Origin of the sequence: Cytobacillus gottheilii (assembly GCF_900166665.1) — a bacterium.
Classification (GTDB): domain Bacteria; phylum Bacillota; class Bacilli; order Bacillales; family Cytobacillaceae; genus Cytobacillus; species Cytobacillus gottheilii_A.
Window position 1 is genome coordinate 4,550,529 of record NZ_LT800494.1, and the last position, 21,463, is coordinate 4,571,991.

The 21,463-nt window shown below is 35.1% G+C and carries 20 protein-coding genes; 3 read left to right on the forward strand and 17 right to left on the reverse strand.

All coding sequences use genetic code 11. The annotated features are described in order from the left end of the window. Positions 1 to 19 precede the first annotated feature (19 nt). From B7E07_RS22295 to B7E07_RS22340, 10 genes are all read right to left on the reverse strand, one after another. Positions 20 to 913, reverse strand: a complete 894-nt coding sequence (locus B7E07_RS22295; protein ID WP_080848943.1) for a hypothetical protein — start codon at positions 911 to 913, stop codon at positions 20 to 22. Positions 914 to 1,044: 131 nt separating this feature from the next. Continuing rightward, on the reverse strand, positions 1,045 to 2,127 hold the full coding sequence (locus B7E07_RS22300) for a four helix bundle protein (protein WP_080848944.1): 1,083 nt from the start codon (positions 2,125 to 2,127) through the stop codon (positions 1,045 to 1,047). A 264-nt stretch (positions 2,128 to 2,391) separates the two neighbouring features. Next, positions 2,392 to 2,868 (reverse strand): hypothetical protein, encoded by a 477-nt coding sequence (locus tag B7E07_RS22305; RefSeq protein ID WP_080848945.1) that lies wholly within the window; start codon positions 2,866 to 2,868, stop codon positions 2,392 to 2,394. A gap of 214 nt (positions 2,869 to 3,082) precedes the next feature. Then, positions 3,083 to 5,962 carry a DEAD/DEAH box helicase gene (locus B7E07_RS22310; RefSeq protein WP_176215268.1) on the reverse strand — a complete coding sequence of 960 codons (2,880 nt, stop codon included), beginning with the start codon at positions 5,960 to 5,962 and terminating at the stop codon, positions 3,083 to 3,085. A 278-nt stretch (positions 5,963 to 6,240) separates the two neighbouring features. Next, positions 6,241 to 6,450: a hypothetical protein gene (locus B7E07_RS22315; RefSeq protein WP_080848947.1), complete on the reverse strand. Its 210-nt coding sequence runs from the start codon at positions 6,448 to 6,450 to the stop codon at positions 6,241 to 6,243. 365 nt (positions 6,451 to 6,815) lie between these two features. Continuing rightward, positions 6,816 to 7,541, reverse strand: a complete 726-nt coding sequence (locus tag B7E07_RS22320; protein WP_080848948.1) for a M48 family metallopeptidase — start codon at positions 7,539 to 7,541, stop codon at positions 6,816 to 6,818. A gap of 14 nt (positions 7,542 to 7,555) precedes the next feature. Next, entirely contained in the window at positions 7,556 to 10,663 is a 3,108-nt protein-coding gene (locus B7E07_RS22325) for a type I restriction endonuclease subunit R (protein ID WP_080848949.1), read from the reverse strand. Positions 10,664 to 10,714: 51 nt separating this feature from the next. After that, positions 10,715 to 11,977, reverse strand: a complete 1,263-nt coding sequence (locus tag B7E07_RS22330; RefSeq protein ID WP_080848950.1) for a restriction endonuclease subunit S — start codon at positions 11,975 to 11,977, stop codon at positions 10,715 to 10,717. A gap of 13 nt (positions 11,978 to 11,990) precedes the next feature. Then, positions 11,991 to 13,520, reverse strand: a complete 1,530-nt coding sequence (locus tag B7E07_RS22335) for a type I restriction-modification system subunit M (RefSeq protein ID WP_080848951.1) — start codon at positions 13,518 to 13,520, stop codon at positions 11,991 to 11,993. Between the two features lie 768 nt (positions 13,521 to 14,288). After that, positions 14,289 to 14,573 carry a hypothetical protein gene (locus B7E07_RS22340; protein ID WP_080848952.1) on the reverse strand — a complete coding sequence of 95 codons (285 nt, stop codon included), beginning with the start codon at positions 14,571 to 14,573 and terminating at the stop codon, positions 14,289 to 14,291. A 185-nt stretch (positions 14,574 to 14,758) separates the two neighbouring features. On the opposite strand from B7E07_RS22340, the gene B7E07_RS22345 reads away from it, so the two are divergent. Further along, entirely contained in the window at positions 14,759 to 15,370 is a 612-nt protein-coding gene (locus tag B7E07_RS22345) for a hypothetical protein (RefSeq protein ID WP_176215269.1), read from the forward strand. A 1-nt stretch (position 15,371) separates the two neighbouring features. After that, positions 15,372 to 15,560, forward strand: a complete 189-nt coding sequence (locus tag B7E07_RS22350) for a DpnD/PcfM family protein (RefSeq protein ID WP_080848953.1) — start codon at positions 15,372 to 15,374, stop codon at positions 15,558 to 15,560. A 158-nt stretch (positions 15,561 to 15,718) separates the two neighbouring features. On the opposite strand, the gene B7E07_RS22355 is transcribed toward B7E07_RS22350, so the two are convergent. The 5 genes from B7E07_RS22355 to B7E07_RS22375 all read right to left on the reverse strand — a co-directional run bounded on the left by B7E07_RS22355 (position 15,719) and on the right by B7E07_RS22375 (position 19,332). After that, entirely contained in the window at positions 15,719 to 15,997 is a 279-nt protein-coding gene (locus tag B7E07_RS22355) for an ankyrin repeat domain-containing protein (RefSeq protein WP_080848954.1), read from the reverse strand. An 80-nt stretch (positions 15,998 to 16,077) separates the two neighbouring features. Beyond that, complete coding sequence (locus B7E07_RS22360) at positions 16,078 to 16,569, reverse strand: DnaD domain protein (protein WP_080848955.1); 492 nt, start codon at positions 16,567 to 16,569, stop codon at positions 16,078 to 16,080. Between the two features lie 21 nt (positions 16,570 to 16,590). Next, positions 16,591 to 16,863 (reverse strand): hypothetical protein, encoded by a 273-nt coding sequence (locus B7E07_RS22365; RefSeq protein ID WP_139785690.1) that lies wholly within the window; start codon positions 16,861 to 16,863, stop codon positions 16,591 to 16,593. A 32-nt stretch (positions 16,864 to 16,895) separates the two neighbouring features. After that, positions 16,896 to 17,630, reverse strand: a complete 735-nt coding sequence (locus B7E07_RS22370; protein WP_080848957.1) for a DUF1385 domain-containing protein — start codon at positions 17,628 to 17,630, stop codon at positions 16,896 to 16,898. Between the two features lie 163 nt (positions 17,631 to 17,793). Beyond that, on the reverse strand, positions 17,794 to 19,332 hold the full coding sequence (locus tag B7E07_RS22375; protein ID WP_080848958.1) for a hypothetical protein: 1,539 nt from the start codon (positions 19,330 to 19,332) through the stop codon (positions 17,794 to 17,796). Positions 19,333 to 19,551: 219 nt separating this feature from the next. On the opposite strand from B7E07_RS22375, the gene B7E07_RS22380 reads away from it, so the two are divergent. Continuing rightward, positions 19,552 to 20,052, forward strand: a complete 501-nt coding sequence (locus B7E07_RS22380) for a helix-turn-helix domain-containing protein (protein ID WP_139785691.1) — start codon at positions 19,552 to 19,554, stop codon at positions 20,050 to 20,052. A gap of 454 nt (positions 20,053 to 20,506) precedes the next feature. Here B7E07_RS22380 and B7E07_RS22385 read toward each other — a convergent pair whose 3' ends face one another. Both B7E07_RS22385 and B7E07_RS22390 read right to left on the reverse strand, forming a co-directional pair. Further along, positions 20,507 to 20,815 carry an HNH endonuclease gene (locus tag B7E07_RS22385; protein WP_139785692.1) on the reverse strand — a complete coding sequence of 103 codons (309 nt, stop codon included), beginning with the start codon at positions 20,813 to 20,815 and terminating at the stop codon, positions 20,507 to 20,509. Next, the gene (locus tag B7E07_RS22390; protein WP_080848961.1) at positions 20,775 to 21,398 is read right to left on the reverse strand and encodes a hypothetical protein; all 624 of its coding nucleotides are present in this window, start codon (positions 21,396 to 21,398) and stop codon (positions 20,775 to 20,777) included. Before B7E07_RS22390 ends, B7E07_RS22385 begins: the two co-directional genes overlap by 41 nt. Positions 21,399 to 21,463 lie beyond the last annotated feature (65 nt).

Below are 21,463 nucleotides of genomic sequence, written 5' to 3' on the forward strand. Positions count from 1 at the left end.
AAGAATCCTCACTAGGATTCTAGCGAAAAATAGTTTCAAAAAGACTTTTAGATTCCAAAACTATTACCTTAGTATTCTCATTAATAACATAAAAAGTTTCGTCCTCAACAATTAACCTGAATGAAGGGTTAATTTGCTTGAATCCATTTTGAAACAGGAAATCGGACATATTCTTATGATTTTCTTTTAAAGTACCTTCCATATCTCTCAACGTTCGAAATATATGATCTGTTTTCGTTGTGTGATTTATATTGGTTCGTGCAGTTGTTATTCCACCCCCAATTAACCCATAAACTTCTTCATCAATTTCAATTAAAGAGGCACTTCCTGATTTTCTCAATTCCGAATAATCTTTATCCGACATTTCTCTCTCTAATGAAAATGCACCTTTTAATTTATATGGTTCAAGTAAGTAAGGCCAGTTATTCTTAACGATTCTCAACAATTCTTGCTGTGAAAATTCCGTTCCATCAGGTAATTTATGTTTGGTTACATCTATAAAATAGACATTATTATTGTCAATCATGAAAAATAATAGGTAGTCTGATCTTTCTACAAATTTCTTTCCTTTTTTCGGCATACTTAAATGCAAATGATGAATCCCCCAATCATATAGAAGTAAATCTTTTTGTGAAGGCTTAATACTTTTTTTACTTAGAAAAATACTTACATCTTTCCCATTCTTAAACCTATTTTTAATATGATGTAAACATTGTTTGTAATAATCATCTAATACGCCCCCACTTAGCTCCTTTGATACTTTAACGTTTCTTATTTTAGGCTCAATTATTTTATCCTTTAAATTGAAAAACCGGGATAATAAAGTATGGGCATCTCCATTAGGAGGGTTTATACCTTTTTCCTTATAAGCCTGCAACATTATTTCTGACAGGTCCTTAACGAAATCCACCATTTATCACCTCTTTAATTAGATATTACAACAACTCTAAGAACTTATGAACCAATTGATAACAGTATTAATATACCTGAAATTAAATAACAGAAAGGATAAAGAGCATAATATCTCCTTACCCTTTCAAAAGATTAACTCGCTTTTTCATCGCTGATGTTTGACATTTTCGTTGTAAGTACATTCCGTATAGAAAACCTCAACCCATCAATCTCTTTTAAGGTCTCCTTCGAAATAATACCTTTGTTCAAGGATGTTTCCAATAAGCTGTCGAGCCCTTGTAACGCCTTTAATGAATCATTGAAGAAACGAAACTTTTTGGGTATATACAATTGATGAGCTTCTGCGATATTGGCAACACATGAAGTGGAACATTGTCGCATGCCATATAAAAGATCTTTTTCCCGCCAATATTCTCGTTGCCTTGTAATCTCATAGATCCTTTCCACCAGTAATAGAGCATTCTTGTATGCACCAAAATTATTCACATTTGGAGTATAAGGGTTAGGCAAATCTATCCCCTTTCCCTCATTATCCTTTAAGTGACATAGGGTTTTGGTTAAGATGGATACCACTTGGTTTACCAAACAATCCAAATCATCATATTGCTCTTGTGTTATATATTTTTGCCCCAATGAAATTTGTAACCATGCTGAAGTTTCTTTTGCCGACCCAATGCTCATACTATATTGGGAAAACTTTTCACCAATATATATCTGTTCTCCTATAGAGATTCTTTCTTTTATTGATTTAGCACTCCTATGAATTTGGTCGATAACATGTTTCTTTTCATATGAGGGAAAACTTTTACATAGTTCAATAATCTTTTCTTCGAGTTCTTTGGCCTTCTTATAACCGATGAATTGCTTTACATCTCTTACATCGAGGTGTTGTTGTTTTTTGGTTTGTTTTTCTTTTTTTACAGGTACTGGATTTAATGAATATTGGTTGAGTGGTGTTGTAGCAGATTCATTCGAGGGCTGTAGATAGGGGATGCCATCAAGGTTATCGTAAATTTGATTGGCTCTATACTCATTCAAATAATGATCAATCAGTATTTTCTCACCATCAGACATATCTTTCAAATCTTTTAGAACCCAGATTAACCCTCTGTCTGCAAGTTCCTTTAAGCTAATGTCAATATCAAAGATACTGTAATTTTTTAATTCTCGGTTCTCTCGATATTTTTGTTGAATTTGTGTAATGACTTGATTCAACTTAAATCATCTCCTTAATCTATCGTGGTAAAAAGGAGATAAAAATCTTGAACATAGCTTCTTATCTCCTTTTGAATTTCACTAATTAGTGGACCTATTCTATTTGTTTTCATGAGGAAGAAAAAGTGTTTTATCTTTTCCATTATTGTTACCTCATTTTAGTACCTTTCTCCTTGAAATAATCACCTTTGAGGTTCTACCAAGTTTGATCCCTACTTAATTTTAAGAATCAAATTGTATGTGCTCAACTTTTGGATCCTAAACCTATTCAAAGAACATCGGTTCTTCATCTAATTCAATACATAGTTCATTCAGCACAGCGACTGCTTCTTCGTTACTTAAAGACTGATCTTGTGCAATAATTCGGTGTAACCTACAATGGACTTTTTCACAACTAGGGCAATAATCGTATTCAGTTACTGCAAAAACAACTAGGAGTCTACCCTCTTCTGTTAGGAAGATTTCCTTTTCCATTTCAATATTGCCGTCTATACCTTCTTGCTGAAATTCTTCTGAATTATACAGAAGATAGCCCATTAGAACATCACCATCGTTTCCAATGTAAAATTCCTCCTCATCATAATTCCAATCGTCTCCCGTTGCATTTTTGGGAACTGGTTCAAACTCTAGGTTGTTTTGTCCATTTATCAGTAGTCTTTCGATTGTTTCCTCCATTGTTAGAGAATTATCTTTTTCCTCAGCAGTTTGATAATTATCAAATTTTACTACGTTATTTTTCATTTGTTTATGTCTCCTTTTTTCTTTTTGGTTTCCTTCTATAATTCTATTGTATATAGTCACCGGGGTTAAAAAGTTGCCTGCCAAGTCACAATTAGACTTTTTTGAGTAATTTTTTATAAATGATAAACGCAACTAATTTGTAATAGGTTAAAATTTGTATAATAATAAGTGTCTTTCCGGAATAGAATACTAGACCCACAAGAAAAGGAAGTTGCTATGCAACTTCCTTCATATCTTCTTCTATGGTTTGCAGACCATAAGTGAGGGTTATATACTGTTCATCCTTGAAACCATGTAATGTATAGAACTTCTTACCATTTGATGGTTTTACTTCGATGTTGAGTAGTTTTTTAAAAGTTTGGGGCTTGAATCGGCTGGCATCCAGTTCAAGTCCTTTTTCCTTGAGTTTTCTACCAAGACATTTTTTCAAGAAATCACTCACTTCATCACTGAGCTCAAACGTAAGTCTTTTTTTACTATTCTTGAATACTTCATCTAACACATCCACCAACTGAACTTGTAAGGTTACTTTTTTTCTTCCTCTAATGTCCTTAATCTCCTCAATGGCTTTTAGGTCATCAACATAGCAATATGTTTTGGACTGTGATGGCTTTTGATGGGCTTTAAACACTTTGCTAACCACTTCATAATCATGTTCTGTTTCAAGAAAGTAATTCAAGTCCTTTTTACCTCCACCCTTTAAGATATTACGAACAAGTTCAAGTTCTCCATCTTTTCTCCCTGCCATATATTCTTCCTTTAATTGATTGAAATAGCTTTCATTGGAGGCTAATTGCTTAATGATGCTTTTAGAATCACCTTTGATTTTATTGTTTTTCAGTAATTCATTTTTGTTCACCGTTACGGATTCATTCGAATCCGTAAACTGGCACCTGAATTTAGCCTCCAATTCTTTAATGAGGGAACGATAATTATTGTAATTGTTGTAAGTTTTTATCATAATTCCCTCAGATTCAATTGCTGGGTAGTTGATACGTATACTACCATCATTATCCGAATATACCCCGCAGTTGCGTTCTATTTCATCCAAATCACCGATAACAGGAACATCCTCACCCCGTAACATTTCAATGTATTTCTTGGAGTTTTCAGCCTTCCTTTTCTGCTCTTCCACATAGGCATGGTATCGGAAAACATTACCTTGTTTATCTGATGAACTTTCTTGGAAGAAAATCTTGAAAGCCTCATATGACTCTACTTCCTTACTTACTCTATAACGATTAGACATCTGCACCAAACGTGTAAATTCATGATTCATACTGGAACTACTACAGTACACCCATGTTTCAGCCTGTTCATTGAATCCTGATACAATGCTAATTCCAGCACTCATCGCTGTTGTTCCAAGGATAACTTGAACATCCTCCGGAATAATCCCTGATTCGATAATGGACAGCTCTTCTTCACTCCTAGCTTTCTCTTTTTTGGAATAAACACCAACCCCTTTAATTCCCTTCTTTTCCAGGTCCTTTTTATAGTCCTCGATCAACTTTTTATTTTCAATGAATACCAGAAGTTTTCTCGTTGGATTCTTTTTGATTGCTTCTCTAATTAGCTTTAGCATCATTGAGTCGACTTCATTGGTATCTTTGCCGGACAGGACTTTATATCCAGCCTGACGAAAAGGGTTTTTTCGATTCTTTTGTGTAACCTTGATAACCAAATCATAAACACCTTCAATGGTTAGACTCTCGGGGGTGGCTGTCATGTGTAAAACTACACCACCATTTTTCATATGCTCTTCTTCTTCCGCCAAATACCTTTCGATGGTATCGGACTTAAACGTTGAGTCATTAGCTAACATATGGCATTCATCGAGAATCATGATACGATGGTGTTTCAAAACTTCTAACGTTGCTGCAGCATAACCACTTCGGCTCACTCTTTCCCCCTCTACCAGCTTCATGTCAAGAATTACATGTGCATGATCAGGTGTTGTAAGGAACTTATCATTAGCAGCAATCACGCTTTCTCGTTGCCCCTTAATCATTTCATCGGAACCCGTTAAGACGGCTGACTTTTCCGTTGTAAAGTTTTCCTTTAGATTGTTAATTAGGTTTCTCCTTGGAATTGACATGATTGAGTAAGATAAACTACCGATACTTCTGTAGGTCTTTTTGAGAGACTGTAATCTATCATTAAATTCATCAAGTACATCCAAAGTGAATTTTGACTTTCCAATTCCGGTATCCCCAATAAACAAAATACGTTTTCCAGGATTATTCAGTACCAAATCCTTAATTTCCCCACAAACCTGAACATTGTTTGAAAGATAGCCTTCAATCTCCCATTCCTTATCAATTCTCATTTCATGTTTCTCACTTAGTTGAAAAATTCCTTTTGTGTCAATACCAAACGTGTGCAAATCATAAATGAAACTCCCCATCGTCCTTTCACAGTATCCATACCTTTCGAACTTATTGAATTCTTCACGATAGGCTCCATTTCCATCATCAATGATTTCACATAGCTGATATGCTTGATCCCTGTTAATTAATCTTTCAAGCATCATGCTATAAAAAGTCTGTAAGAGATTAGACCATTCTTTGTAATCATCAATAAATGGCATTTCTTCAAGAGCCTTAACAATAGCATCATAGTTAACCCCAATTGTTTGGAATTGATTATTGAAGCGTTTGTCGGCTAATTTTCTTGCGACTTGTTTATCACCAACTTTTCTTTTATTGGTCTTCATTTTTTTCTTTTCTTCATGGAATTCGTCAACATAAGGCTGGAGGTTTGTCGGTTTTTGTTTCTTGTTAATGTGGACCTTTTTACCAGAGGCATAAATTAGCTTTAGCAAATGTTGGCTTTGGTCAAAGGAAATACCTAGTTCTTGTTCCCAATACTCCATTCTTCTCTTGTACGCATAAGCCCAATGCTCATACGAACAGTTTTCTAATGGAATGACCCGTTCATATACGTGGTATCGGGGATCGCTGAAATCATCACTACTTGAGAATGATCTTTGAACCATATAGAAGTTTTTAAACAACTTCTTTTCTAGCTCCTTTTTTCTTTCATAGGATAAATGCTTTATGTCATCTATATCGTATTCAATAATATTTGACATAAGGCCTTTTACTTCATCCCTTTTATTTGGTGAATCAAAATAGTTTACCACAAGATGTGGTGTACCAGTTTCTAGGATATTATGTGCAAATTCGTATTCATCCATATGCCTAAACTCTGTTTTGTTTCCGATATTTACGGATTTGAAGTAGTTTTGCATTTTTGCTGCATCAATTTTTGATGGTTTTGTTTTGTATCCGTGAGTGTATGGAGTGATCAGTAGATCGGTTTGAGGAAATTGAGGAGTTTGTGAGGATTTAGTTTGGGGTGCTTGACTCATTATTTATCACCCCCAATTGAGGAATTACTTATTCCTTGTAAAACGCTGAGCCAATGTTGAACCTGGTTTAGCCCATATTTTTCTGTTAATCTAGCGTAATGCTTCAAACCCTCATAAATTTGTTTTGCTTCTTTTGGTGACTTTACGTTTAACTCAACAGCCTTCTTTGTGTAAAACTCTTCACGGTATGACTTATTTGCTTTTTTCATATCTATCACTTCCCTTTCATTTGATACTTTATGATAGATAGGTTTTGAAAAGATATAACGCCATTTTTTGAATTCCGTGTTCGAGCATGGTTTGAGCTACCAACCCCTAAAATCTTGTTTGGGTTTTTATCAAATTTGGCTGAGTATAAACCTAATAGTGACAAGTTTTGAGGTTTTGTATTAAATACAGACACCATTTTTCGTCACTGTTTGGTAGATTTGCTTGAACTCTGCATACTTTCGTAAATAAGACCCCACCACTCACCTTTTAAGGGTGGCAAATAAAAAGGAACCAGCAGCAACCGATTCTCCTAACTCATTAATAAATAAATAAAAAGACAGCCCCTGATACGGAAACTGTCCCTTTACATTTCTTTTACTATCTCTTCATCCAAAATCTTCTTTCGCTTCTCCCAATCAGGCATAAGAGTATAAAGCATGTTATAGAACTTTTCACTGTGATCATTGTATTTAAAATGGATTAATTCATGTAAGATTACGTAATCAATACAATGCTTCGGGGCCTTTATTAGTTCAGTATTTAGTTGAATGATGTTTTTATCTGTTAACGCTGATCCCCAGCGAGCTTTCATCATACGAAGGGTAAGAGTTGGTTTTTCAATACCATATTTCTCTACCAATGGTGAGAGTTTATTCATGGATTCATTAAACACTTTAATAGCCTTTTCCCGGTACCAATTATCCATTAATTGTTCTTTTCGGCTGTAGTTGTTTGTTTCCTTTACCAACAAATAAATAAAACCCCGAAAATACTTTACTACTTCATCATCTTCTACCTGCTGAACACGCAGCCGATATTGTTTACCTAGATATTTAAAAGATTCGCCACTTACGTATTCTCTTTTACTTTGGTAAATTGGCTGAACGTCTTCGAAATGCTTCACATGTTTTAGTATCCACGATCCTTTACCCTTTACAAAATCATATATATAAGTAAGGGGGACCTTTTCGTTTGCTGAAACCTCTATTGTCATATCAGGCTTAATATTGAGGTTAACATTCTTCACATTTTTTCGTTGTATTGCAAAATCTATTGTCTTATTGGCGTATTGTATTTGATGTCTTTCCATGTTGTTCACCACCCTTAATAGCGTCTAAGAGCAATGGTTTTTATCTGCTCAATAATCTTATCAATTGTATCAAAATCTAGGTCAATTTGATATTTATTAGAAAAGTCAAAGAGTAGATCGTCTAGGTCTTGTGCAATTCTGTTATGGATTTCAAGGTTATTATGCCAATCAACCTTCTGGTGTTCTTTAACTACTGCATCCATCTTTAAAGCTAAATCACCGATAGGATCTGAACCATAAGATGAATGACTTTCTTTTATTTGTGCCATCAAATCTTTCGTTACTCCATAAAAGGCTTGAGCATTTCGGTTTTCTTTAATTGCTTCTGGATAATCTTCGGTTGATTCTCCCTTTCGGTAATCTTTCATGATGTCTTTCATTTTGTTAAGGTATTCTGCTTCCGATATGCGTTTATCTTTATATTCTCGAATTGCTTCTTGAATCCTTTCAGAGAACCTCTTATAGTATGCAGGATTTTCATCCCACTTAGCTCTGACACTTTTTGTTAAACGAGTTCGGATGGCATCAGCCTTTGCCCGTTTAGATTCCAGCCTTTCTAATTCTTCTTCGAATGCCTTTTCATTTAATATATCTACAGGGTTTGTAACTCGGATTACTTCTTCTGCTGAAATATAGTGATCCATTAACATCTGCATTTTAGCTTCATATTCTTTATGATCAATTGTATCTGAATAACGATATTTAACATTTTTCCTAAGCTCCTGAAAAAACTTTAGATCCTGTTTGTACTTATTCAATTCTTCTGATGGAAGTGCATTATAGATTTTCTCAGATTCCAATGCAATTCCCAAGTTTCTTCCGAAGTTACTTAGAATACCATAAAATGTTTCCCTTCGCTCTTCATCCTCTAACCAGACCTCGAATTCTTCCAAATCCTGTTTGTTCCTTACTGGTGCAAAAATTTGTAAAAGATCTGAATGGTACTGCCTCAGTGAACCAATAATACTGATAACATCGTAGATAGCTCCATCCAAATCTTTCGGATCGAAATTTTCTAAACCAGAGCCTGAATACATTTGCATCGCCTGGTCTAGCTTTTCCAAAAGGCCCCGATAGTCAATAATAAACCCATATTCTTTTCCTTCATAAAGGCGATTAACCCTTGCAATTGCTTGTAGGAGTGTATGTTCTCTCATTGGTTTATCAATATAAAGCACAGTTGCCCTAGGTGCATCAAAACCAGTTAGCAACTTGTCTACAACAATTAGCAAGTCAATATCGTTTCCATTTACAAATTCATCTTTGATGGCATCTTCATATCCTTCAGGTGTTTCATACCGATTCATCATCCGCTTCCAAAATCGTTGTACTTTATCTTTTGACTCCACATCAACTACTTCATGCCCTTCTCGTTGATCTGGTGGAGAAATAACAACAGCACAATTCAAATCACCTAGTTCTTCAAATGCCTCTAAATACCGTATTCCCTCAATTTTACTATTTGTGGCCAGCATTGCTTTAAATCGACTACCTTGAGTCTTATAATTAGTTAGGAAATGCTCATTTATATCAAATGCAATCATGCTTAAACGTTGATTAGAAGAAGCAATTCTCTCAAACTGACTCCATTTATTCATGACTGCTTCCTTCTGTTTGTCGTTAAGGTGTCTAGTAATCATCTCAAGTCTATTATCAATCGCTTTCTGATTAACAGACTGATCTACCATTTTGCCCTCGTAAAGTAGAGGCACAATCGCTTTGTCCCTTACACCATCAGCAATCGTATAAGTATGAATGAGCTTACCAAACTTGATCATTGTGTTCTTTTCTTTTTTCATTAAAGGCGTTCCTGTAAAGCCCAAATAACAAGCATTAGGGAAAACCTTTTTCATTTTGATGTGAAGCTCCCCGTACTGAGTTCGGTGCGACTCGTCAACAAGGACAAAGATGTCCCTTGATTCTATAGGGTTTTGCTTTGACGATGCTGTATCAAACTTATGAACCAATGTCGTAATAATATCTGCATTATTATTGTTAATTAAATCTATTAAATGATTGCCTGATGTAGCCCTGTTGGCCTTTAATCTTGTATGACGAAAGGTTTTATGAATCTGTTTATCCAATTCAACACGATCCGTAACCACTACTACCTTGGGATTATGCTCCCACAATTCAGAAAGAATATATTTTGCAAGCATTACCATTGTTAGTGATTTACCTGAACCTTGTGTATGCCAAATGACACCACTTTGGCGGTTCCCATTTTCATCTTTCTCTTCAATCGTTTTAATGATTTCTTTGATTGCAAAGTATTGCTGATAACGGACAACCTTTTTAACATCTTTATCAAATACAATGAAAAATTGGGTGATTTCTAATAAACGTTCTGGATGATATAATGAAATGATATTTTTATCTTGAGTGGTCGGTAATCTTTTCTCTAAGGCTTTACTTAACCAGGCATTCAACCACTCTTCTTTTTCTTCCTTCCAAACCGACCAAAACTTTTTAGGGGTATTACAGGTCGCATATTTTGTTTCATTTTTATTCGTAGACATCACTATTTGGGCATACTTAAACAATTGCGGAATATAATCTTTACCTTGATTCCGAATCATTTGACTGATTCCTTGTTCCATGGATATAGATGCTTTTTTACATTCAATTACTGCAAAAGGGATACCATTCACAAACAGCACAATATCTGGACGGACTGTTCCACGACCATCCATCCGCTCTACCTCAAATTCTTCTACAACATGAAATATGTTTTTTTCAATATTAGTCCAATCAATAAACTGAATAGTAAAGGATTTTTTAGAACCATCAGGTAGAAATTCGGTATATGTTCTACCATTCATTAGAGTTTCAAAAATTGATTCATTTGTTTTTACAAGTCCATTTGACAAAGGTTCATCCAAATCACGAATTGCTTGTTGAATATTAATATTACTGAATTTATATGTTTTTCCTTTATACTCATAGGAGTTCATTGAATGTAGTTTTTCAACTAACACATCATTTAGGAGAACATTATGCAAATTTCCTCGTATATGATTAGCTTCCTCTGACTGAAGTTTTTGATAACCTATTTCCTGAAGTAATTCGACTGCAGGGATTTGGCTACTTATTCGTTCACCGTAAATCTCTTCAGTTTCCATATTCACACCTCCGTTTCTAAGATAAAGATGAAAAGGTTTTTGGTACTACACCTATACCCGAACCTTACCTATTAGAAGTTGTTGCATAAGGCCCTTCTTTTGAAGTTTTATAGCTTCAAGTTCCTTCTCTAAAAGATCTAATTCCTTTTTACCTGTTTGTAAAACAAACATAATTCTATTCTGTTCTTCTATTGATGGGAAAGGTATTCTTATTTTAGAAAAATCGTTCCACCTTAAACTACCTCTTCTATCTACCGATGCTGACATCATTGTTTCAAATATCCTTCTATAATTTTCGGTCTTTAATAAAGCAAACAAAAACTCATTATTAATATTGCTTTTGGCTCTAAATACTGTGTACATAGGACTCACCAGACCATAATCATAATCTCTTTGCAGGCCTATTGATCCCTCTTCAATATGATTAGTTGCATATGCAAATTCATTTTTTGAAACCACTTTATATTTAGATAAATCTGCACTAAAGACTTGTTTTCCGAAGTATTTTAACGAATCCACTAATCCATCATATTTTGTACAGGAAAGAACTACATATTTGTTATTATTTTTATTTACTGTAGTCACTTGGTTAGCTATTTCGCTAATTTTTACAAACTTCCAATCCCTTGGAATTATAAATCTCTTAACTTTCTGATACCCATTAGGCGGGAGTCCTTTATTAATCAATATTTTTCTTTTATCTAATTCTTGGTTAGAGCTTCCTCCATCTATATCACTAATACGAATATGTCCCCACAGCAACCTCTGCATAAGCCCTTTTTGTTGCTTGCCTTTCTGTTCTATCAGCTTTTCTTTTAATTCAATGGATTTATCCCAAACTTTTAAAATATTTCCGATTCCCTCACACACCTTATTTTCTAATGGTAGGTATATAAGATCATTTAATATGTCACTTCTTGAAATACCAGGAATCAGACCAGTGGAATCCGAATTATAATGTTTTTCTCTCATCTGAAGATTGTAATAAATAAAGTCCCTTAATTTTTCAGGTGTTCTAATAGCCATTAACTGTCTGCCTATACCATATTCCCCATCAGATATTATTACTTTTCCAACCCCAGAACCTTTTACTGTTATTAAGATGTCACCCTCTTTACAGACAATTTTAGGTTTATTTGTGTATTTTGTTATAATAATTTGACCGTTATGAAAATCAGCAGGACCTGATATATATGGAATACCAATTCCCTCAGTATTATAATTACTAGAATCTATATGCTGACCAGAAAATAATTCAATAACCTCACCCAATTTAATTTTTTTCCATCCAATATTGTTAACAACAGTCGTCATCGTTTTCCATCCTTTATAATCCTAGCTCTTTCAAATACTTTTCCATCTGTGCTTCAACTTCTTGAAGTTCATCCTTAATATTTGCTATATTACTTTTCACTTCAACCATGTCAACAGGTTCTTCTTCTTCAAAAGTATCAACATACCGAGGGATATTTAGGTTAAAGTCGTTTTCTTTAATCTCATCAAATGTTGCTACACTCGAAAATTTTTCTTTGGTTTCCCATTTCTCATACGTAGAAACAATTTCCTCTATATCTTTCTCTCGTAGCTTGTTCTGATTTTTCTCTTTCTCATAATGGTCTTCTCCTGACGCATCAATGAATAGAATATCTTTTCTCTTTCGGTCTTTTTTAAAAACCATAATACATGCCGGGATTGGGGTACCATAAAATAGTCCTTCTGGTAAGCCAATTACAGCATCCAACAGGTTCATCTCTAAAATCTGCTTACGAATTTGTCCTTCACTTGCTCCACGGAATAAAACCCCATGTGGAAGAATGGTAGCCATACGTCCATCTTCTGCCAATGAATAGAGCATATGTTGCACGAAGGCATAATCGCCTTTGGAACTTGGTGGAACACCCCATTCAAATCTGCGGAATGGATCAAGACTTCCCTCCATTTTAAATTTCTTATCTATGTTCCCTTCACCCGCAAATCCCATGGCCCATTTGTCAAGGCTGAAGGGTGGATTTGCAACTATTACCGAGTGCTTCATTAATTTGCCGTCTTCTAAAAGTAATGGATTAGCTAACGTATCGCCCCATTCAATTGTTGCATCATCAATACCATGTAAATACATATTCATGAGAGCCAATGAATGCGTCGCTCCATTTCGTTCTTGTCCATAGATTGCTATTTTTTTATTTGGAACCTGATTTGCAACTTTAATCAGTAGGGAGCCTGATCCACATGTCGGATCGTACACACGATCATTTTCTTTAGGTCTTACCAAACGTGCCAAAAGTTCGGATACTTCCGCAGGTGTATAGAACTCCCCACCCTTTTTTCCAGCATCCGAGGCGAATTGTCCAATCATATACTGATAAGCATTCCCTACAACATCTTCATCTCCAATTTGTGATGGCCTTAAAGATAGCTGATTGAAATCCTCTAACAAAGAACGTAGAATAGCATTTCTTTCTTTTGCCTTCCCAAGAATAGATTCGCTATTGAAGTCGATATTGCGGAATACACCTCGAAGTTTTCCTGTATTCTCATTTTCAATTCGTTCCAACGCTTTATTAATGATTTCGCCAATTTCAGGATCATTTCTTTTACTATATAAATAACCAAATGTTGACAGTTCATCTAAAACAAATCGTTCCCTCGACATAGCTCGTTGAACACGCTGCTCATCGCCGTTATAACGCTCTGTATACTGCTCTACCTTCTCCTTATACGAATCACTGAGATACTTAATAAACAGCATTGTAAGGATATAATCCTTGTATGTACTGGAGTCTATTTTGCCCCGAAATGAATCAGCTGCTTGCCATAGTATTCTATTAATATGGTCCTGTGTTACTTTCTCTTGCATTTGCTTTCCTCCTATTTTCCCGCAACTCTCTTGTGATGTTCATTCACAAACCTCTATTAATCTAAAAATGCAACCTCTCTAATTTATCTGTAAAATAATAGTATTTATTTACTACTTATCCTCTTAATTATCGCAAAATAGACGCTGATTAGCAATTTCATTCCTATTTTTGGTATCTTGCAACAGTATTTAGCTCGAACCATGAACCTCGCTTACTTTTTCCTCCAAACCATTCTCGATACCTTGTGCTTCATAACCTATTGTGGTTGGTTATCTCTCAATTCTGAAATCTTACGAACTTTAATATGCTGGTATGACATTAACTTTAGGATTAATACAAGTCATCCCCTCCAAACGGGTGCCTTACTGAGACTTACTTAATACACCCTTATAGCCGTTCACAGTCAAGGGGGCGTTTTTCATAGGAAGACTGAAAACTACATTTTGAAAACAATATTAATGGTTTATGATTCGAGAATCCTACTTATCTGAAAATTCATCCAATAAACCGATAATAAGTTATACATTTGAAGCATTCTCAATTCCTTGAGATAATGCAAACGGGTGCCTCACTCAGACCGCCTATTACACCCCTATAGCCGTTCACAGTCAAGGGTGCGTTTTTCATAAGAAGACTGAAAACTAGATTTTGAAAACAATACTAATGGTTTATGTTTCGGCAATCGTATTTTATTGAATTATCGGTTAATTCACTCTTTAAAAAAGGGGCTACCGAAAAATAAATAAGTAGCTCCTCTTTCAATTACTCTAATCAGTAATTTTTTTTAGTTGATCTTTGTTTTGTAAAACCTGTTTAATGTATTCCTCTGCCCAACCTTCCAATCCAAAACCATTGATAAGTATGTTTAGCTTAGTTGTCAGTTCACAGCCTCTGTAGCCCTTGATAAGTCTGAAAATGAAACTAGGTGAGAGGTTTGTCTTATCAGAAATATCCTTTAAGCTATACCCTCTTTGACCCTTTAATTCCTCAACGAATTCACCGAAGTTATTTTCAATCATCTCAATAATGTCTTTATTTCCCTGTTGCTCCATTATCATTTCCTCCTATTAATTCACTGACACTATGTTCAGTTCCTGATTTGTCATAAGACCTTATATACTAAGCACCAGCACCATCATTTACTACTTAATAGAGCAAATTATTTTCTATTAGAAAGGAATATTTTTTTAGGAGAAATCTAGTATAAAAGGTAAGAAGAATTAAAGGGGGAATGATTATGGATACACAAAAATTCATGAGTTTATCCGCAATTGAGAGAGTAGAATTAGCTAATAAGATGTTAAGTGCAGAGACGAACGACCACTTGAAAAATGTAGCTTCTAAGTTAGGCTTGTCTGAATCTACTTTCTCAAAGATCATGAGAGATAACGCATCTTATCAGTACAACAAAACTAGCAAACAGTACGATCGAATTATACCAATTGAGGAATACAAGAAATATCTCCAATCAGGGTCTAACGAGAACAAAATGGAGGAAACATTGCAGTTTGTTGCTGAACATCTTGAAGAGTTAAAGGGGCTTTTGCATGCACATGAAAGTGAATTGATATTAGAGCCTGAAATCTATGACCCTAGCAGCAAAACTATCACTAGAACCATACAAGTGAACGAGGACATTTATAAAGAGTTCTCTGACTTGTATTCTAGTAAGTTCTCTCACATTCGACTCAGAGAAATCTACAGCAAATGTCTGTTGGATTTCATCAAATACTATCAACCAAAAAAGTCACCTAAGTATAGGGTTAACAGGTTTACTTCAGAGGTGCAACAAGTTCAATCACAAATGTTAACAAATGACCTAAATTGCGAAACCAAAAGGGGGAATTAAAATGGAAAAAACATATGATGTAGTTGTTAGAGTCCTATTCAGTACGATGGTTGAAATTGAAGCGAATAGTGAGGAAGAAGCTATTGAAAAGGCAATAGAGCAATATGACGATGGCGAAATTATGCCTGAATTACGTTATAGTGAGTATTACGCTGGCCTTGATGAAGTTATTGCCGATGAAAGCATTTAAAATCACAAAAGGAATCATTTGAAATGAAAAACAAAAACGCAAACCTATTTGGATTGCGTTTTTTTGTATGCGAATTTATTGTATTTTTAATGTGAATTCCCAAGAGAATTAGCGTTTTGGCCCCACATGTAAACCCTTTGAATTAAGTATCGGGGGTTTCAATTACCTTTTTGCCGCTCATGTAACAACTCAATTATTTCACTCTGCCTAAACCCATCCCAGCCATTTTCGGCTCTTCGGAAGCAATCTTCATCAATCTTCGCTCCCTTTTCAAGGAGTGCCTTGCAAACCTCGTAAAACCCGAAATAACAAGCAATTTGTAAAAGGGGCCGCCCTAGCCGATCTGTTTCATTAACATCAATATCTTTGTCATCAAGTAACTTCTCAACTGTGTCTAAATCATTCATATACACCGCTTGAAACAAGGAATTATCCATAGATTATCCTTCCTTTATCATTATCAATAGATTTTCAAATCTCTTGTGAATCAATATACTGGTACACAACCATTACATCTCTAAAACCATGACTTAAACATTTCTCTAACGAACTTCCCCAAATCTTCATCGCTCATACTTGAGCTACTCGCAGCAAGTTCTATTGCTTTTGATCTTGTACTTTCAATTTTATTTAATTGTGAAGGTTTTTTAGCCTCCCTATCTTCTTTTGCAGCATTTTTTGCCCATTCTCGATATTCTCTATATCTCTTTGTTGATAATTCCATAGCTTCTCTTGGAGTTTTAACCTTCTTTCTTATCCAATCAATTGCTATTTTCTCCATGAAACTTTTGGATAGTTTGGTGTCGAAAATCCTAAATGTAAAATGAATTAAAACATTTAAGACACTATCAGGAAGATTATATTTCCAAATTTGTTCTAAGATTTCGAAATTCTCTTTTGTTGAGCCAGTAGAATCAGACAATTCATTTAAAAATTCCTCCGGATTAGTGTTTTCAAACCGTTGTACTAATTCATCCTCTTTACTACATATATTCATAGCAATCTCCATTTCATTTTAAGTTTCCCATTGTCAATGTTCAGAGACAAAAGCCCGTAGATATTCTTCAAATTCTTTATCTTCAAGGTAAAATAAGTCTAAATAAGAAATCGGCATTTTATGTCCCTTCGAATCTATTTCAAAACCTTCTCTCCTGCCAAATCCATTATTTTCAGAAGAGTATTCATGTTTCAGTACGACCAATAATTGAAAGAAACGCATATCCGGGTTCAATCCCCATATTTCTTGAATCAAATGCAGTATCCTCATTATTCTCTCTGAGTCTCTTCTCTTTTCATTTGTCATAATTATTATCACTCTTTTCCATGTTTAGGAATTTATCTTTCATTTGCTAATTCTTTCTCTTCTAATCTTTTCATTGCCTCTATTGCCACAATTAAATGCTTGTCTTGAGGCTTTGATGTAAAGAGAAGATATTGCGTTACTTTTCCAATTACCATTATTAAATCCCAAATTACTTTTGGCTCACCCTTCCACAATTCGAATCCAATAGCCCAACTTAAAAGAAACACATGAACTGAATTTTCAAGTATTAGAGATAGGATAGAGAAACAAAGAAAGATACTCACCGCTAGATTTGTGCCGCAGTCCTTATGCACCCTCGGTTGCTCTCTTACGTTTTCTAACCTTAAATTTAGACCACTCTCAAAGGCTGAGACGGTCTGATGCTCTGCTCCGTGATATTTTCCAATGGGGCTTATTTTTATGATTAGACTTGCTATAACTAGAAAGATAAACAATAACTCTAAGGTGCTAATTTGAATGGTATGTAAAAGAAAAGAACTTGATTCTCCAATTAATAAAATCTCCATCAACAACAAGACAATAAACGCTAATAAAAACCTTTTCCAATTTTCGATTATAAGTTCAAAGATCATGGAGAAGGAACGAACAAAAGGTATCCTCGATAGAATCATGGTTATTTTCCTATCTGCTTTTTTCATTTTCAGTTCTGTTGTGATTTTCCCATCCTTGAATCGAGATATTGACTGGTACCTTTCTCCAGTAAAACTCACAGAATTATATCCAGCTCTTCCTCTGCATATTTTCACATTCTATCTCTCCTAAATTAAACTTACTTCCTCCATCTCGACTGCCAAATAATCGTTGCAGCAACTGCACCTAATGAAATATTAATCAGAACGGCAATAACGGAAACAATTAATAACCACACACTAACCCCTCCCTTAGATCAGCACCAAAATTTTCGTTACTTCATTTTAAATATTTATCAAATAAACCTTTATTTTCAAATACCGCTCTATATAGTTTTGTTGCACTTCCCATGCTTTCTAAAGCAAATAACACTATTACCATTCGCTTTAGCGAGTCATTATTCTCCGCTTCAATCCAATCCCAAGCACTCCTTGATAAAATAAGATTGTGCTGCTCTTGGGCCAGCTTGGTTATCAATTTTATTAAGGGGCCTTTCTCCAATCCTCCTATCACCTGCATTAACTGACTATCTTTTTTAGATAAACTATTATTAACACCATTTTTGATTTCCGTAAGCACTTCAATGATGTCTTCACTTACCACTTTTGTTTCATCCCAATACAATAAATCTCCAAAGGTAGAGACTATATTTTGCTCCGATTCATTGTGTAGTTCCTCCTCTATCTCCTCTAATCTCCTACCATGTCCTTCAATCAGTCTTACAATCTCTTGATATTTTGTTTCGATTACCTCAACAAATTGGTCCGTATCATTAAATTTTTTCTTTAGCATCTTCAGTACCTCATCCTTTGGAATAAACCGTTTGGTTCGCCTCCCAATAAAAGCCACTTCTAAAAAAATTGAACCAAATTGAGATTCGACAGTCTCCGGTGTTTCAGGTGATTTATTCAGCAAATTCAAATTCTCTCTTATTTCAGGAGCTACCATTACCCATGTTGAGCAAAGTGCCTTTGAAAACTCAATCGCATTAAATCTTGGACCATTCTCATGGAAGCAACAAATATCTGTTAGAACTTCTAATGGAAGCCCAATATTTAACCCTTTGATAATAAGTAGCTCCGCTCCAAGTTGGGTTGCACTGTTAAAATTCCGTAATTCTTTAGCGAGGTAACATGAAACTGTTTCAATGCTAAAATGCTTTGCAACAAGCCTATCAATAGCTTCACTATCACCTATAAATATGTCATACCAAGTCTCTAGTTGCTTTTCATCGGACTCTATTGTCTTCAAACTTTCTAAGAGCTTTGGTGGGTCTATTCTTACCGGTAAGGTTATTGGCTTATCCAGAATTGAGTTCGCCCATTCTACTGCCTTCTGAGCCTGTTCCATTGTAATATCACCATATACACAGGCATACTGTGGAAATCTACTTTCAATTAACGTAGCAATCGCTAGTAAAGGAATATGATAAGGCAATCCTTGGGTCTTGGCATAGAATATTTCTGAAGCTCCTTTTCCACTATTCCTTCTTTGATATAAAAGAATGTCTTTCTCTTGTATATCTTCCTTCCGCTCTTTATATCTCTCTAAATTAGAACTGAGAGTGAAACTTTCACCTGTTTCTTTACTCTCTAAATCACCATTTATCTTCCAATATCTTTCCGTTTTCCCATCCACGTAAAGGTGTTGCTCTTTTGTTTGCTCCAATACTAATCGTTTGTAATCATCCTTCTGTTCTACACTCAATGTAGCAAATGGATATGCTTGAACAAGTTTCAATGTTTCTTCAAAAACTCGTTCCCAATCGTCTTGATTAATATAATCTGGTATAACTTCCAATCCTAGGTATACTCCCATTTCTTCATCCTCCTCACAAGTAAGTCCTTTTCACTTCTTTACCAATGACTAAAGTCAAAGGAAAATAAAAAAGCCCGTATTCCCCCTTAACTGGAATACGAGCCATTTAATATATTGAATTTTATTTTGAACGCAGTTTTTTCAATCATAGTTTTCCCTGCTTTTCATTTTATTAAATTGTATTATAAATAAGATTAGTGCGATAATCAAGATAAGTATTTGGATAAACTTTACGTTAATAAGGAAAAAGGTGAAAATATGTATTCATTTACTGAAGTATGCAAGAAACTAGGGTTAGATCGTCAAACAGTACAAAACATGTGTGAAAAAGGAATGTTCCAGGACGCTTATCAAACTGAAGAGGGTGTTTGGCTGATTCCGGAATTTAATTTCACTACCACAAGAAAGCAGGACAAAAAAGCTGAAGAAATCCTACGGCATATTGATAGAAAAAATCATGCTGGAAGGGATGAAACTGTTATACCTTATATTCCTGCAAAAGTAGTAGCTGAATATTATGAGGTTACATTAGAAAAAGTGATAAGTTGGATTAAACAGGGGTACCTTTCAGGAAAGCAAGTGGAAGGAGAATACTTAGTACCAAAAGAGGAATTTGATTACCTTAAATCTAAAAGAGATAAAGATGCAACAGAGGATGAAATCAAAAAACTACTTGGTTCCGACTATAATGACGATTGGGAAGTAGAAATTGAGGAATAAAAGAATTTAAAGATAAGGCTCAACACTCCCTCAATAGTCTAAAAAGTGTTAATACTTTATTAATCAAACATCGACATAGTGAAGATTCGCAGTGAAAACCTTTTAACAAGATCTCAAATGAAGGAGAAGAAAAGAAAAACCTTCTTTTCTTCCGTCCGTGCCATGTCCTGTCATACCTCTCCATAGCGTACCATACCCTACCTTACCCCTCCGCAATTTGACTCACCTAACCATATCACACCAATCCCTGTCTATCCGAGCCCCAAAGTCCAATTACTCTTCAGTGTCGGGTTGGACCAATTCCCAACAGACAAAAGAATTTTATATAAATTTCCTTTGTTTCGTACATAAATTTTCTATTATTGCCCTTAATTGCACACCCCAATTTATCATAAAAAAACTTAATGTAGATAAATTTGCTATCTCATTCTAAAATCTGATGTACTATAATAGATCACCCATCCCAAACAAGGTGCCTCCAATTCGGCGGAATGATCCCTTGGGCTATTGCTTTTGATCTCATTCCATTGTGCCTAAAATCCGCACGGAGAACATGACAAACATAACAGAGAGTGCGTAGGTTGTTATCTTCATTAGTCCCTAATTTTCCACTTTTAATATGGTCTATGTGGCATCCCTTTAACTTCAGCGGAATCCCACATCGAACACACCTTTCACCATCTCTTAACCATATTCTTTTCCTGGTAACATTCCAGATTGCTCTAGGCTGACGTTTTTTTGGCACCTTTTTTGAACTCCTCATAGGATTGGATATCTACCGATGATACATCAAAACGCCCATATCCTATAGAACGTCCATCAGCTAACCCTACTAACATACCTGCATCATGTAATACACCTTCTATTTGCATACCATTTACCAAGGTATTATCCCAAATAATTTCAAATTCCGTTTCCCAACCAGGAGACAATGCTACACGATAACGCAAATTCCTATTTTTTGTATTCGGATTTATTACTGAACGAACGTCTAAGTAGACTGGCTCATTCTCATCTTTAGTAATTTCTCTTGGCATATATCTGTTTAAATAGATACGATTCGATAATACTTGAAGTGTTGCAGAAACTACTTTTTGAAGAGTGGAACGGCCACGGCCACTTGGACTATACCTAGCCGCCTCTCTCATACAACCGAAAACATAGGAAGAATCAAGGTATAAATGATTATTTTCATCTGCAGTATAAGTGCTTTTCCATTCTTCAGGATCATTTCCAGCTCCACCGCTTCTTTCTTTTCTTTCCAATGATAATACATTCGCATTAAAGGTGTGGATCAATAATGGTTTTGTACCTCTAATCCTAACCTTAGCATATTGTAAAGCCATACATTTCATCCTTTCTTTTAAATGATCATACTAGAGTTATTAGTTATTTTTCTATTTACCCAGCC

What these genes read in the sequence shown, in the direction of transcription:
- B7E07_RS22295 (WP_080848943.1), bottom strand. Translation starts at nt 913, where the DNA reads ATGGTGGATTTCGTTAAGGACCTGTCAGAAATAATGTTGCAGGCTTAT.
- B7E07_RS22305 (WP_080848945.1), bottom strand. Translation starts at nt 2,868, where the DNA reads ATGAAAAATAACGTAGTAAAATTTGATAATTATCAAACTGCTGAGGAA.
- B7E07_RS22310 (WP_176215268.1), bottom strand. Translation starts at nt 5,962, where the DNA reads ATGTCAAATATTATTGAATACGATATAGATGACATAAAGCATTTATCC.
- B7E07_RS22315 (WP_080848947.1), bottom strand. Translation starts at nt 6,450, where the DNA reads ATGAAAAAAGCAAATAAGTCATACCGTGAAGAGTTTTACACAAAGAAG.
- B7E07_RS22320 (WP_080848948.1), bottom strand. Translation starts at nt 7,541, where the DNA reads ATGGAAAGACATCAAATACAATACGCCAATAAGACAATAGATTTTGCA.
- B7E07_RS22325 (WP_080848949.1), bottom strand. Translation starts at nt 10,663, where the DNA reads ATGGAAACTGAAGAGATTTACGGTGAACGAATAAGTAGCCAAATCCCT.
- B7E07_RS22330 (WP_080848950.1), bottom strand. Translation starts at nt 11,977, where the DNA reads ATGACGACTGTTGTTAACAATATTGGATGGAAAAAAATTAAATTGGGT.
- B7E07_RS22335 (WP_080848951.1), bottom strand. Translation starts at nt 13,520, where the DNA reads ATGCAAGAGAAAGTAACACAGGACCATATTAATAGAATACTATGGCAA.
- B7E07_RS22340 (WP_080848952.1), bottom strand. Translation starts at nt 14,573, where the DNA reads ATGGAGCAACAGGGAAATAAAGACATTATTGAGATGATTGAAAATAAC.
- B7E07_RS22345 (WP_176215269.1), top strand. Translation starts at nt 14,759, where the DNA reads ATGGATACACAAAAATTCATGAGTTTATCCGCAATTGAGAGAGTAGAA.
- B7E07_RS22350 (WP_080848953.1), top strand. Translation starts at nt 15,372, where the DNA reads ATGGAAAAAACATATGATGTAGTTGTTAGAGTCCTATTCAGTACGATG.
- B7E07_RS22355 (WP_080848954.1), bottom strand. Translation starts at nt 15,997, where the DNA reads ATGGATAATTCCTTGTTTCAAGCGGTGTATATGAATGATTTAGACACA.
- B7E07_RS22360 (WP_080848955.1), bottom strand. Translation starts at nt 16,569, where the DNA reads ATGGAGATTGCTATGAATATATGTAGTAAAGAGGATGAATTAGTACAA.
- B7E07_RS22365 (WP_139785690.1), bottom strand. Translation starts at nt 16,863, where the DNA reads ATGACAAATGAAAAGAGAAGAGACTCAGAGAGAATAATGAGGATACTG.
- B7E07_RS22375 (WP_080848958.1), bottom strand. Translation starts at nt 19,332, where the DNA reads ATGGGAGTATACCTAGGATTGGAAGTTATACCAGATTATATTAATCAA.
- B7E07_RS22385 (WP_139785692.1), bottom strand. Translation starts at nt 20,815, where the DNA reads ATGAGGAGTTCAAAAAAGGTGCCAAAAAAACGTCAGCCTAGAGCAATC.
- B7E07_RS22390 (WP_080848961.1), bottom strand. Translation starts at nt 21,398, where the DNA reads ATGGCTTTACAATATGCTAAGGTTAGGATTAGAGGTACAAAACCATTA.